This is a genomic window from Microbaculum mangrovi (assembly GCF_051390635.1).
Lineage (GTDB): Bacteria > Pseudomonadota > Alphaproteobacteria > Rhizobiales > Tepidamorphaceae > Microbaculum.
This window is the reverse complement of sequence record NZ_JBPODT010000003.1, coordinates 693,848-707,589: the sequence shown is the minus strand read 5'-3', so window position 1 is coordinate 707,589 and position 13,742 is coordinate 693,848. Positions and strand designations below refer to the sequence as shown.

Below are 13,742 nucleotides of genomic sequence, written 5' to 3'. Positions count from 1 at the left end.
GGCAGTTCCGCTGTGTTGCAGGAACGAATGCGACGAGAGACCGCGAAGATAGTGGCTGATCTCTCGCATTGCGCCATTCGCGGCGCTTAGGTGCAATGCAGTATCAGCATAGCGGAGGATGGCCCGGAAGGCATTTGCAATCTCGATCCGCGCGCAAAGCCGTGCCTGCCGCCTTGCGCGCCTCGGCCGGGCGAAGCATTGGTACGCGGACAATGATGGCGAAGAGGGGCGCCACGGCGCGGAGCACCGACCGCATCGTCCCGAACGCCACCGAAACCATCGGGAAAAAGCCCGCCGGGCCGGTGCAAAATAAGCGTAAAGGCGACTGCGACGCCTCGAGCACGCAATGTCGATGTTCGGCGCCCCGTAGCCATGGGCGCATCCTTTGTCAGAGCGGATCTACCGTCTTCAGGAAATCGAGTACCGCCCGCCGCGCCTGCGCCTGTTTTTGGGCATCGAACCGGAGCATCGAAAGCGGCGACCTCTCCTGCTGGTCGAAGCCGTGGTCCGCATCCGCGAGAACGACAATCTCCACCTCGGCGTTTGATTGCCGCAGCGCCTCCGCGCGGGCGACGCAATCCGGCGTGCTGACAATCGAGTCATCCTCGGCAAGGACGAACAGCGCCGGCGGGGCGCCGGCCCAGCGGGCCGCCGTCGCGCTGTTCAGCACTCCGCAATAGGGATAAAGCAGCACCAGCGCCGAGACCGATTGCAGGAGTGCTTCGGGCGTGTCGGGCCAGTGCGCGAGTCCTGGCGGCCGTTCGTTACTGGCCGCGTGCGCCACGAACTCCATCGCGGTCCAGCCGCCATGCGAGGCGCCGAAAACGACGATGTCATCGGCGATGTCGTCCCGATCCGACAGCCCCTTGAGCGCCACGGCCACGTCGCCGCTGCGCTCAGCGCCGGACAGGGCCTGTGCGCCACAGACGAGCCGCCACGCCTCCAGCTCGACGAGGCCGCGCGGCGTGTGGCTGTCGACGATCAGCGCAGCGCGCCCCGTCTCGACGAACACGCTGGCCCAATAGTCCATGTTGTCGCGCACGCCGTCGCAGCCCGACAGCAGGATCGCGGCGGGAAACGGCCCCGGCCCTTCGGGCAGGAGAAGCCGCCAATGTTCGGCCAGACGCGCCGCGCGCGCATCAGGGGGCTCGCCGAAGGGCGACCAGCGCGCGTACTGGCGGGTGGTGTTGAGTGCCAGTCCGAGGAGAATGACGCCAGCGGCTATCAGTCCCCAGCGGATCAGTTTCGGCATCCAAGGCCCCATTCGACGCCGCATCGCTCCTTCAGCCGCGTGGAATCGGCCTCGGTCCAGCCTGCAGGCGCGGTCACGCCGACCCAGGCATCGATGTAATCTTCGGCGCTATAGCTGTGCCCATATCCGGGCGGAACCGCGAGCGCGAGGATCATGTCGACCACCAGCTGAAACTGCGTGACGACCGGCATGAAGCGCATCTCCGGAGAAACGTCCGGCGCCGGTGGCTCGCGCATCCATTGCGGGGCGCGCCAGACCGAATTCGGCTCGTAGAAGACGATCGGATCGGACGCGTATTGCAGGTAGGCGATGCGAAGGCGGCCCCAAGGGCCGGCGTCGCGGTCGAGGCCGCCGAACTGGGACATGAAGCGGACGAGCGCGCCGCTGCCGACGAGCGGCAGAACATAGGCCGAATCCGGGTTCCGGGCGTCCGTCGCCTTGTTCCACAGGGCCGAGGGGAACGGCGGGCCGGTCCATAGCGCGCCCTGGATGGGATCGTTGACGATCTCGAAGATGTCGAAGGAGTACATGGACGACCAGGCCCCGAGGCTGATGCCGTGGGCGTAGAACTCGGGCCTGTCGGCCTCGGGTAGCGTCCTCCAGTAGCGGTAGACGGTCTGCATCGTCGCGGTCGCCTGTTCGAGACCGGTCTGGGTCTCGAAGATCAGCGCAAACGGCGACTGCATGTAGGAGTACTGGACCGCGACCGTGGCGATGTCGCCATCATGCATGTACTCGACCGGATCGTGTCCGCCGGGATCGAGCCAGCCAGTGCCGGTCGGGCTCGCGACTATCAGCACCTTGCGCTCGAACGCGCCAAGACGCTTCAGCTCTTCCAGGGCCACCTTCGCGCGCTCCTCCGGGGTCTCGGCCTGCGCCCGCCCGACATAGACGCGGATCGGATCCTTGGCCGGCCGGCCGGTAAAGTCGGAGATGGCCTCCGCATCCGGACCGCCGAGCACGTAATCGCGTCCCGGCTGGCCCATCGCGCCCCAGTCGGCGAACGATCCGGGGCCACCGGGAATGCGCGGATTGTCAGGCGCCGGCGGCGCCTTCACGAACAGATCCTGCGCCGCCTCGTAGGACTGGTCCATCGCCTCGAACACCCACCGGATGACTCCGTCGCGGGTGACGAAGAAGACGAGCGCGGTCGCGAGGATCAGGCCCAGCGCATTGGCCGTGCGCATCGGCATGACCCGGTAGAGGCGACGGCGCAGGATGTCGAAGATCCACTGCACGGCCAGACCGATCGCGAAACAGATCAGGAAGACGGCAAGGGCGACGCCCAGCATCGCGAAGATATGGAACTCTTCGGTCGGCTCCAGGCCGACGTGCGTTCGTATCGAGTCCTGCCAGTCCGCCGCCTTGGTCAGGTTGTTGATCCACAGCGCGACGACAGGCACGGCGACGACGACATGGGCAACGACCGCGGCCCGCCCCGAAAGACGCGGCAGTTCGATCGCGCGCCAGGCGGCGAGGACGAGCTGCCCGATCACATAACCGATGGCGGTGACAAGCCCCGCCAGCGCCCCCTGCACGATCCACGGGCGCGGGATCAGCGACGGCGTGAGGGAGGCCGCAAAGAAGACCAGCCCCAAAAGGAGCGGCAAAACGGCGAAGCCGAAAAGTCGGGTGTTTTTGTGCGTCATGCGCAACCTTCTACTCCGCCCCGGCACGGCAACGCCAGATGCGCGTCACCACCCTATCACTTTCCCTCGGAAGGGGCCCTGCTCCGTCATTGGCCTGCCCAGCAGACCAGCTCAACCGCCATTTGACGTTGTGAACCGATATGAGGCGTTTGGCGTGGCTATTTTTCCGCTGCCGACTCACGCTCAGGCGCAGAAACGGATCATGGCATCCCTGTTCCGGCTATCGGAGGAGGCGTGGACGGCGTTAGAAATGAAGTCTGACATCCTCTGGACATTCAGGGGGCGTCAGACCGTGTCCTTGGATTGACGCATCGTTTCCCAGTGGCGTGCCCCCCTAGCAGACCCCTCATCGGAAAAATCGTGACCGACGTACGAGACGACGCAAAACAGCGACCCGCGACAGTGTTAGCATGCGAGAAACGGCCGGCGCGTGCCGCCGGTGGCATGGTGGTCACGAACCATCCCCTCGCCTCCGCCGCCGGGACGGAGATGCTGGCGGCGGGCGGAAATGCCATCGACGCAGCGATCGCAGCGCTGTTTACGCTGACGGTCGTTGAACCGATGATGGTCGGTATCCTGGGCGGCGGCATCACCCACATTCGCACGACGGACGGGCGCCATATCGTTCTCGACGGCCTGAGCGCCGCCCCGGCCGCCGCGGCGCCCGACCTCTACCGTCCGGTTTCGGATCAGCCGCCGTATTCCCTGGACACGGTAGGCCGCGAGAACGCAGTCGGGCCGAAGGCCGTGGCGACGCCCGGGGCGTTGCGCGGCTGGTGCGATGCGCTGGAGCGTTTCGGCACGATGTCCCTCTCGGACGTCATGGAACCGGCCATTCGCCATGCCCGCCGCGGATTTGCGGTGACGCCTTATCTGGCCGGATGCATCGAAGAGGCCGCAGCCGATCTTGCCGGCGATCCCGAAATCGCCCGGCTGTTCCTACCCGATGGACAGGCGCGGCGCGCGGGCACGCGTTTCGTCATGGGCGACTATGCCGAAACGCTGGCAAGCATCGCCTCCGGCGGTCCCGAGACGTTGTACAGCGGGGACCTGGGCGGCGTCATCGACCGTCACATGTCCAGCGTCGGCGGTCTCCTGACACTGGCCGATCTCGCCGCCGTCTCGACGATCGAACGCGCCCCGGTGCGCGGCCGCTATCGCGGCTTCGACATCTACGGGCCCCCGCCCCCCTCGGCCGGCGGCGTCCATGTCATCCAGATGCTGAACATTCTGGAGGGCTACGATCTGGCCGCGCTGGGCTACGGCTCGATCGAGACCATGCACCTTCTCGGCGAGGCCCTGAAGATCGCCTTTGCCGACCGGGCCAGATCGACGGCCGATCCGGCCTTCGTCGACGTGCCGGTCGACCGGCTGATCTCGAAGCGCTACGCCGAGGCGTGCCGGGCGCGGATCAGCATGACGCACGCCGCCCCCGCCACGCCCGCGTCCCCGGCGGCCGAGTCGGACAACACCACGCACGTCACGGTGAGTGATTCATTCGGCAACATCGTTTCCAGCACGCAGACCATCAATAGCCTTTTTGGCGCGCGGTTCGTCATTCCCGGCACGGGAATCATACCGAACAACAACATGTCGCTGTTCGATCCGCATCCCGGACGCGCCCTGTCGATCGCGCCGGGCAAACGCGTGACGACATCGATGGCCCCGACGATCGTCCTGCGCGATGGACAGCCCGCCTTCGCACTCGGATTGCCCGGCGGCCTGCGCATCTTCGGCTGCGTCATGCAGGCCCTGGTCAATCTCATCGACCACGGCATGTCGCCGCAGGAGGCGGTCGAAGCGCCGCGGCTGTGGACGCAGGGCGGTGACCTCGAGGTCGAAGACGGTTATCCGGACAGCACCCACGGCGGCCTGACCGCGATGGGCTGGCGCGTCCTGCCGGTTCCGCATGTGGGTGGCGGGATGGCCGCCATCGCCTTCGATGGCGACGGCAACCATACCGGCGCCGCCTGCTGGCGCGCGGACGGTGTCGCCATCGGGATCGGCGGCGGACTTGCGCGGCAGGGAATCCGCTTCTGGCCGGACGCGCCCCGCGTAAACGAAGGCAAAGACGACTGACACGATCGCCGGCGGTCGCGACGGAACAGCGTAGTTTCGCCGGCTTCAGCCAGGCGCCGGAACGACTCCGCCCGAAGCGACCTTGAGAACGGCGTTCAGCAGCACATCGGCCCCGTCGACGCACTGTTCCGGCGTGCTGTATTCCGTCTCGTTGTGGCTGATGCCGGTATCGCTGGGAATGAAGAACAGCGCGGTCGGGCAACAGGTCGTCATGGGAACCGCATCGTGACCCGCCACCGTCAGGATATCCCGGCACGACAGCCCGATCTCGCGCGCCGTCTCGGAAATCAGGCCGGACATTGCCGCGTCGAAGCGGATCGGCCCGAACTCGAAATACGGTTCGAGTGAGATCGAGACGCCGCGCTCCCCTTCGATACGGGAAATCGCGGCCTGCAGGTCCTGCTCCATCTTGGCCAGTTCTGCGGGATCGGAATTGCGCAGATCGCAACTGAGCCGAACCTCCGACGGGATCACACCGCGCACGTTCGGGAACAGCTCGATATGCGGCGCGTTGGAACGGCCCTCGCGCCCTCTCGACCGTCCGATCCGGTCGATTTCCAGTGTCAGGGCCGCGGCGCCGACGAGGGCGTCATGGCGCTGCTCCATCAGGGTCGGCCCGACATGGGCGGCTTCGCCGGTCACGGTCGCCACGAAGTACCGTGCCATGAAGGACCCGGTGACGGCGCCGATCCTCTCACCGCCTTCCTTGAGCAGCGGCCCCTGCTCCACGTGGACTTCGAAATAGGCGCCCACCGGCCGGCCACCGATCGGCTCGTTGCCGGCATAGTCGATCCGCTCCAGCGCCTCGGCGATGGTGACGCCCGCGGGATCGGTTCGCGACAGGGCGAAGTCGAGCGCGATGTCGCCGGTGAACACCGAGGATCCGAGCGTCATCGGCGAGAACCGCGCTCCCTCTTCGTTTGTCCAGACGACAATCTCGATCGGCGCCGACGTCGCGACGTCCAGGTCGTCGAGCCGACGGACCACTTCGAGCCCGGCCAGAACCCCGTAAGCGCCGTCGAACTTTCCGCCAGTCGGCACCGTATCGAGATGGCTTCCGATCATGACCGGCGCGGCATCGGGATCCGTGCCGTCGCGGCGGGCGAAGATATTGCCGATCCCGTCGACCGTGATCGTGCAGCCCGCGTCACGCACCCATCGGCAGAACAGATCCCTCGCCGCCTTGTCGTCGTCCGTCAGGGCGAGGCGCCGGCAACCGCCGCCCGGCGTTTCCCCGATGCGCCCCATTTCCATCAGCGACGCCCACAACCGTTCGCCGTCGACCTTGACCGTCTTCATGACAAACCTTCCGTACTACGCTTGGCTTTTTTCGACTCCGCACCATTCGGCGAGAAACAGGGCCATGGTCTTGGTAACGGCGCGGAGCGAATCGAGATCGACGCGCTCGTCGAAGCCGTGCGGCCGCTCGCAGATCGGCCCGTAGACGATGCCCGGCGTGTCGGCATAGAGGCCGAAGAAACGCGCATCCGTCGCAGCCGACGTGATTTCTTCCTGAAGCGGCGCTCCGAAGACGGCCGCATGGCTCTCGGCGAGGACGGCTTCGGCCTCGTCGGCATCCTCCAGCACGTACCCCTCCGCCATGTGGCCGTGATACTCGATGCGTGGCGGATTGTTGGACAGGAACGGGTCGTCCAGCGCCGCTTGGCGCACCCGTGCCTCGATTTCATCGCGGATATCGGACAGCCGGGCACCGGGCAGGACACCGACGCGGACGTTGAGCGTCGCGGTAGCGGCCACGCTCGACGTCCATTCGCCCCCCGTGATCTCGCCGAGGTTCACGCGGATCGGATGCGGATGGTTCCGGTAGAGGGGATGGTCGGCCTTGCGCGCGTTCCATTCGGCTTCCAGGGCCTTGATGTGAGGCCATAGCCCCATGGCCTTCTCAATCGCGTTGGTTCCGCTCGACACGAACCCCGAGGCATGTTGCGGATCGCCCTCGACATGGACCTGGAACCAGATCAACCCGACCTCCGCGCGCATCAGCTTCGGCTCCAGCGGCTCTGGAACGAAGGCGCAGTCGGCGCGATATCCGCGCTGCAGACAGGCGAGCGTGCCGTTGCCCGTGCACTCTTCCTCGACAACGGACTGGAAGTAGATCGGCGCGGTCGGCGCAAAGCCGGCGGCCCGCACCGCGTCGAACGCGAACAGGGTGCCAGCAAGGCCTGCCTTCATGTCGCCCGCGCCGCGGCCATAGAGCCACTTGCCGTCTATGCGCGGCTCGAAAGGCGGCGTCGTCCAGCGGTCCCAGGGTCCCGTCGGCACGACATCGACATGACCGTTGAAGATCAGGGACCGGCCACGCCGAACGGCTGGGCGGTAGGTGCCGACGACATTGTAGGAATTCTCATAAGAAATCGAGACCGGGGCAAATCCGGGCAGGTCCTTGATCTCGTCGACATCGAGGCGCCACTGATCGACCACGAAGCCTCGGGACGCCATGGCGTCGGCCATGAAATCCTGCACCCGTTGTTCCTCGCCGCGAGTCGAGGGAATGCGGACCATGTCCCGGGTAAAGCGGACCTGTTGGTCGAAGCCCCGATCGACGGCGTCGATGATCGCCGCCGCAACGTTCTTGTCGAGCATGTCTCGTCCTTACGAGTTTTCCGGGGAACGGGTGCGAAGCCGCTTGACGATCATGGGGCCGAGGCTTGCAAGCCCCCGCGGCAGGAACATCGTCACGACGATGATGATCGCGCCATAGACGAGCAGCCGGTAATCCTCCAGGTCGCGCAACAGCTCAACCGCGGCGGTGAGGATCAGCGCACCGATCAGCGGTCCGCTGAGCGTCCCCAGCCCACCGACCAGCACCATCGCGATGATGAGGATCATCAGGTCGACACCGACAGCGGCCGTCGGCGTCAGAATTCCGATGTAATGACCATAGAAGGCACCGGCGACGCCGACGAGGAAGGCGCTGACCCCGAAGACAAGCAGCTTCTGCTGGGTGAGGTTTACGCCAAGGCTTTCCGCGGCATCCTCGGCGTCGCGCATCGCGACGATGGACAGCCCGGTCTTGGAGCGCATCAGCAGTGCGACGACCGCCATCGACAACGCCAGCAGGATCAGGACCAGATAGTAGTAGGGCACCTTGTCGGCGGGCGAGAACACGACCCGGCCAATCCCCGGGATCGAGAAACCGGTAAACGGCGGGATCCCCCAAAGCCCGAGTTCGCCGCGGGTGATCGACTGCAGGTTGGAGATGACGATCCGGACGATCTCGGCAAAGCCCAGCGTGACGATGGCCACGTGCGGCATCGACTTGATCCGGAGGATCGGTACACCGACGAAGATGCCGGCGATCGTCGCCGCGATCGCGGCGATCCAGATGGTCAGCCACGGCGACAGGCCGGCGTTTATGCTGATCAGCGCCGACACGTATGCCCCGATCCCGAAGAAGGCATGGTGTCCGAAGGTCTTCAGGCCGGCGAAACCGGTGACCAGGTTCCAGGCAAGGGCGAAGATCCCGAAAATCATCGACAGGATCAGCACGTGCAGCAGGTAGGTGTTCTGCGTCACGGCGGGGATGAGCGCCGCCACGACGACAGCGGCCGAGACCAGCGCCCATTGCCAGGGTTTCAGCGGCTGGAACATCAAAGTCTCCGGTCGATAGATGGGGCAGCGGCGCGCACAGGCAGGCTCATTACGGCTTCTGCCCGAACAGGCCCCAGGGCCGTATCCAGACAACGAGGATCATCAGGGTGAATGCGATCACATCGCGCCATTCCGACGAGGTGAGCTGAACGCCGATCGCCTCGACGACGCCCAGGATGAGACCGCCGGCGATGGCGCCCGGGAAGCTGCCCAGTCCGCCGAGGATGACGACGACGAAGCCCTTGAGCAGGATCGGAAGGCCGCTCCAGGGATTGATGGCGTAGATCGGAGCGAGCATCGCCGCGGCGACCGCGCCGAGGGCGGCGGCGAGGCCGAACGTGATCATGTAGATCCGCTGGGCGGGGATACCGACCACCGCGCTGGCGTCGAGATCCTGCGACGTCGCCCGGATGGCCCAGCCGAGCCGGGTCTTCTTGAGCACGAAAGTCATCGCGCCGATGGTGACCAGGGCGACGACGATGATCAGCAGGCGCTGGACCGGCAGGCGGATGCCGGCAAACTCGATCACGCCTTGCAGGTAATAGGGCACGCTCTGGAACTGCTCGCCGAACAGCAGCAGCGCCGCGTTCTGCAGGAAGATCGACAGCCCCAGGGTCACGGCGATCGTCGAGAAGGCCCAGCCTTCGCGCGCCAGCAGATAGAATATGGTCAGCCGCTGGATAATCGCGCCCAGCAGAAAGGTCATCAGGACGGCCACGGGAATGGCGAGGTAGGCGGGAACCCCGTAGGTGACGACCAGGAAGAAAACGAAATACCCGCCGAGCATGTAGAACTCGCCATGGGCGAGGTTCAGCACCCGCATCGTCCCGTAGATCAGCGCGATGCCGCTGCCGATGAGGGCGTACATCGACCCGATGACGATGCCGTTGATGATCTGTTCGAGAAAGATGGAAAAGGTCACCGGCTCTCCCCCCTCTAGACGCCGAGATAGACGCGGCTGATCACATCGGAATTGATCATTTCCTCGCCCGTGCCCGAAAGAACCATCCGACCGCCCTCGAGCAGATAGCCGCGGTCCGACAGCCCGAACGACAGCTTGACGTTCTGCTCGTTGAAAACGACGGCGATGCCCTCTTCGTTGACCCGGCGAATGATCCCGGCAATCTGCTTCACCACGCGCGGCGCCAGGCCGAGATAGGGCTCATCCATCAGCAACAGGCGGGGGCGCGACATCAGGCTTCTGGCGATCGCCACCATCTGCTGCTCACCGCCACTCATCTTGCCGGCGATCTGGTCGCGCCGTTCCGCCAGAATGGGAAACAGGCTCTCCACCCATTCCAGCCGGCTCCGGGTGTCCTTGTTGACGCTGCGATGGTAGGCGCCGAGCAGCAGGTTCTCGCGCACCGTCATCTGACCGAACAGGCGACGGCGTTCGAGCACCATCGAGATGCCCATGGCGACCATCTCGTGGGTCGGAACCCGGGTCAGGTCCTGCCCTTCGAAGACGACCTTTCCCGAGCGGACCGGCGCCAGCCCCATGATCGCCTTGAGTACCGTGCTCTTGCCGGACCCGTTGGGCCCGAGAACGGCGACGATCTCCTTCTGCCCGACGCTCATCGAGACGTCCCACAGCACCTGGTAGTCGCCATAGAGGACGTTCAGGTCCTCTACCTGCAGCATCGGAAGCTCAGCCATCCTTGCCTCCCTCTCCGAGATACAGCTCGACGACTTCCGGGTGCTTGGCGATTTCCTCAGGCGTGCCCTCGGCCATCCGAACACCGCGGTTCATGAAAATGGCGCGATCGCCGAGCTCGTTGATCACCCCCATGTTGTGTTCGATGACGATCAGGGTGAGCCCGTCGTCGCGCAATTGCTTCACCAGGTTCACGATCCCGGGGAGGCTCTTCTGGTCGACACCGCCCGTCACCTCGTCGAGCAGCAGGAGCTTCGGCCGCGTCGCCATCGCGCGGGCCATCTCCAGCCGCTTGCGCTGGCCGGTGCTGAGCCCCTTGGCCGGCACTTGCGCCCGGTCGCCGAGCCCCACCATGTCGACGAAGCGGCGCGCGTCCGTGCGCGCATCCGCCATTCTCTTATGAAAGGCGAGCGCGCCAACCATCACGTTCTCCTCGACGGTCAGTTCGTGAAACGGCTGGGTGATCTGGAACGTTCTCGCCACGCCGGCCCGACACCGGCCATCGGGCCGCAGCGTGGTGATATCCTGTCCGTCGAAGCGGATCTTGCCCTTGGTGGGGCTGTGCACACCGGCGATCACATGGAAGGTCGTCGTCTTGCCGGCGCCGTTCGGCCCCATCAGCGCCAGGATCTCCCCCTGGCGAACCGAGAAGGACAGGCTGTCGACGGCGACGATCCCACCGAAAGCCATCGTTATGTCGTCGACCTCCAACAAGGCCTTGGGCGTCGAGATCGGCATAGGGTCGTGGTTTCCGCGCGTCGGACGAAAGGCTGAACGGCGAAGCGAGGCACCGGGGGCCGGGACGGCCCCCGGTGCCTGCATAATCGCGTTCAGTCGGCGGGCTTGAACTCGGCCGTAGCCGCGCTCTTCGGCCAGATCGCGAAGCTGACGCCATCCTGGATCTGGGCCATCGGAACCGGCAGGTAGTCGGCGCCGACCTTCGGCGTATGCGTGTCGGTGTCGTAGACATACCGCGCGATGACACAGGGGAAGTCGGTCTTGGCAAAGACCTCCGACAGTGTGTCGGGCTGCACCGTTCCCGCCTTCTTGATGTTGTCCAGCAGCATCGACATCTGGCAGAAGCCCTGGGCATGGTCGCCGTTGCCGTCCACGCCGGTCAGTTCCTTGAACGTGCTGGCGAATTCCTTGTGCTTCGGGTTGTTGGCCGGATCGAAGAACAGGGGCGTCCAGACGAGACCGTTGGCGGCCTTGCCGGCACCGGGCAGGAACTCCGGACGGATCGGGTAGTAGACGGCCAGATGCAGCACATCGAGATCCTGCTCATCGATCTGTTTGACCAGGGCGATGCCCGAGTTCACGGATGTGAAGATCGAAATCAGCACGTCGGGAGCATCGCCGCGCAGTTTGGAGAGCTGCGGATAGAAATCGGCGTATCCCAGCGGAACCGTTTCGTCTGACGTCGTGGTCCAGCCCGCGTCCTCGAACAGGGGGCGGGTGAATTCCACGTTGGACTTGCCGTAGTCGGTATCCTCGACGATGAAGGCCACCTTCTTGCCTTCGGCGGCGAATTTTCCGTCCTCGATCAGGGAATTGACGGTCTCGAACAACGTCTTGGCATAGGCGTCGCTGTTGAAGCTGCCTTTCCAGAAATTGCCGAAACGCTCGGGATCGCCCTGGACCTTCTTCGCGATCTCGATGGACACCGGCTGGCCGCTCATCATGAACTTGCCGAAGCTGGGGGCGACCTCCATCAGCGCCAGCGTCACCGAGCTGGCGATGGAGTCTCCGACCAGAACGTCGACATTGTCCCTGGTCAGCAGCTTCTGCGCCGCGCTGACACCGACCTCGGGGCGCGATGCGCTGTCCTCGAAGATGAGTTTGACGTCGCGCTTCTCGCCGTCGATTTCGAGGCCGCCGCCCTTGTTGACCTGTTCGGCGACCGCCTCGTAGGCCTGCCGCATCGAGATGCCCGAATTGGCAGCGGGACCGCTCAGCGGTCCGATGACGCCGATGGTCAGATCCGCCGCGATCGACGGTGCCGCGATGCCGGACGTCGCGACACCGACGAGCAGCGTGGCGACTACGTGGCGAAGGCCCGGGTATTTGCGTTTCATACAATCTCCCCTCTGTGATTGTTTGATGTATGGATCAAGAACAAAACGGCTTCATTTTCTTGCTTTCCCGCCTCGGCCCGCCCTCACCCCGACGGGACGGGCTCGGTGCCGCACCATTCGGCAACGAACAGGGCCATCGACGTCGTGATGCGCTTGAGCGATTCGAGGCTGACGCGCTCGTCGAAGCCATGGATTCCCCGTGAAACCGGCCCGTAGCAGAGCGCCGGAATCTCGTCGTATAGCGCATAGACGCGCGTATCGAGGTAGGCCGGTGTCACCAGGGTCTCGAGCGGCGCTCCGAAAACGGCGTCATGCGCACCGGCGAGCACCGCCTCGGCCTCTGACCCCGGCTCCAGCACGTAGCCTTCCGTATGGAAGCCGTTGAACGTGACTTTGGGCGGCATGTTCGACAGGAACGGGTCCTGCCTGGAGACGCGTTCGATCGCCTCGCGAATTTCCCGGGCGGCGCTACTCGCGCTGACACCGGGATAGATGGCGATACGGCAGTCGATCCGGCACCAGCACGGCACCGAGGACGCCCAGTCGCCGCCCTCTATCTTGCCCACATTGAGATTGATCGGATGCGGGTCGTCTTTGAACAGCGCGTGGTCGACCTTGCGCGCGTTCCAGTCCTCTTCGAGACGGCGCAGTTCAGCGACCACGCGGTACGCGGCGTCGATCGCGTTCGCGCCGGCCCCCATCTCGCGAACATGAACCGGATAGCCCTGCACCTCGACCTGGAACCACAGGACCCCGGCGTTGGCGCGGACCAGCTTCTCGTCCTCGGGTTCCGGGATCAGGACGGCATCGGCCTTATAGCCGCGAAGATGCGCCATCAAGGCGCCGTTTCCCGTCGACTCCTCCTCGACCACCGACTGGATATAGACGGTCGCGGCGGGCTGCAGTCCGATGCGCCGCAACGCATCCAGCGCAAAGATGTTCGCCGACGCGCCGGCCTTCATGTCGGCCGCCCCGCGACCATACATCCAGTCGCCTTCGATATCGCCGGCGTATGGATCGTGGCTCCACATGGTGCGAGGCCCGGTCGGTACGACATCGACGTGGGCCTGCAGGATCAGCGACCGGCCCGTCTCCTCGGCCGGATGGTGTATGCCGACGACGATGGGCGCGGTCGAGTGCTCGTCCGACCAGGGCGATCCGCCGGGGTGGCGCTCGATGGCGTCCCGATCCATGGCAAAGCGGTCCATCGCGTAGCCGCGCTGGGAGAGCCCACGGAACATGAAGTCCTGTACGGCGTGCTCGGCACCACGCACGGACTGAAACGCGACGAGTTCGCGAAGGAAGGCAAGCTGATCGGCGAACCCCTGTTCGACCGAAGCGATGATCGCGTTACGTACGTCCGAGGCAAGCACCATCTGGAGTCCTCTGGGTGGTCCGCCGTCAAAGAAACACGGGATCGT

11 protein-coding genes are annotated in these 13,742 nt (G+C 65.2%); 1 reads left to right on the top strand and 10 read right to left on the bottom strand.

Going from position 1 to position 13,742, the window contains the following annotated elements; translation table 11 throughout:
• Positions 1 to 388 precede the first annotated feature (388 nt).
• Positions 389 to 1,252, bottom strand: coding sequence for a dienelactone hydrolase family protein (locus tag ACSF9G_RS16135; protein WP_436643122.1), 864 nt, complete (start codon positions 1,250 to 1,252; stop codon positions 389 to 391).
• Positions 1,240 to 2,901, bottom strand: a complete 1,662-nt coding sequence (locus tag ACSF9G_RS16130) for an alpha/beta hydrolase (protein WP_436643121.1) — start codon at positions 2,899 to 2,901, stop codon at positions 1,240 to 1,242. Before ACSF9G_RS16130 ends, ACSF9G_RS16135 begins: the two co-directional genes overlap by 13 nt.
• Positions 2,902 to 3,345: 444 nt before the next feature.
• Between ACSF9G_RS16130 and ggt the strand changes: the two genes are divergently transcribed.
• The gene (gene ggt / locus ACSF9G_RS16125; protein ID WP_436643272.1) at positions 3,346 to 4,980 is read left to right on the top strand and encodes a gamma-glutamyltransferase; all 1,635 of its coding nucleotides are present in this window, start codon (positions 3,346 to 3,348) and stop codon (positions 4,978 to 4,980) included.
• 45 nt (positions 4,981 to 5,025) lie between these two features.
• Here ggt and ACSF9G_RS16120 read toward each other — a convergent pair whose 3' ends face one another.
• The 8 genes from ACSF9G_RS16120 to ACSF9G_RS16085 form a co-directional block, all read right to left on the bottom strand.
• Positions 5,026 to 6,279: a Zn-dependent hydrolase gene (locus ACSF9G_RS16120; protein ID WP_436643120.1), complete on the bottom strand. Its 1,254-nt coding sequence runs from the start codon at positions 6,277 to 6,279 to the stop codon at positions 5,026 to 5,028.
• A gap of 15 nt (positions 6,280 to 6,294) precedes the next feature.
• Positions 6,295 to 7,584 carry an ArgE/DapE family deacylase gene (locus tag ACSF9G_RS16115; RefSeq protein WP_436643119.1) on the bottom strand — a complete coding sequence of 430 codons (1,290 nt, stop codon included), beginning with the start codon at positions 7,582 to 7,584 and terminating at the stop codon, positions 6,295 to 6,297.
• A 9-nt stretch (positions 7,585 to 7,593) separates the two neighbouring features.
• Positions 7,594 to 8,592 (bottom strand): branched-chain amino acid ABC transporter permease, encoded by a 999-nt coding sequence (locus ACSF9G_RS16110; RefSeq protein WP_436643117.1) that lies wholly within the window; start codon positions 8,590 to 8,592, stop codon positions 7,594 to 7,596.
• A 49-nt stretch (positions 8,593 to 8,641) separates the two neighbouring features.
• Positions 8,642 to 9,514, bottom strand: coding sequence for a branched-chain amino acid ABC transporter permease (locus ACSF9G_RS16105; protein WP_436643116.1), 873 nt, complete (start codon positions 9,512 to 9,514; stop codon positions 8,642 to 8,644).
• Positions 9,515 to 9,528: 14 nt separating this feature from the next.
• Positions 9,529 to 10,248, bottom strand: a complete 720-nt coding sequence (locus ACSF9G_RS16100) for an ABC transporter ATP-binding protein (protein WP_436643115.1) — start codon at positions 10,246 to 10,248, stop codon at positions 9,529 to 9,531.
• On the bottom strand, positions 10,241 to 10,984 hold the full coding sequence (locus ACSF9G_RS16095; RefSeq protein WP_436643113.1) for an ABC transporter ATP-binding protein: 744 nt from the start codon (positions 10,982 to 10,984) through the stop codon (positions 10,241 to 10,243). The genes ACSF9G_RS16100 and ACSF9G_RS16095 overlap by 8 nt, the downstream gene beginning before the upstream one ends.
• Before the next feature lie 92 nt (positions 10,985 to 11,076).
• Entirely contained in the window at positions 11,077 to 12,321 is a 1,245-nt protein-coding gene (locus ACSF9G_RS16090) for an ABC transporter substrate-binding protein (RefSeq protein ID WP_436643112.1), read from the bottom strand.
• A gap of 83 nt (positions 12,322 to 12,404) precedes the next feature.
• A complete protein-coding gene (locus ACSF9G_RS16085) occupies positions 12,405 to 13,697 on the bottom strand; it encodes an ArgE/DapE family deacylase (RefSeq protein ID WP_436643111.1) in 1,293 nt (430 codons plus the stop codon).
• Between the last annotated feature and the right edge of the window lie 45 nt (positions 13,698 to 13,742).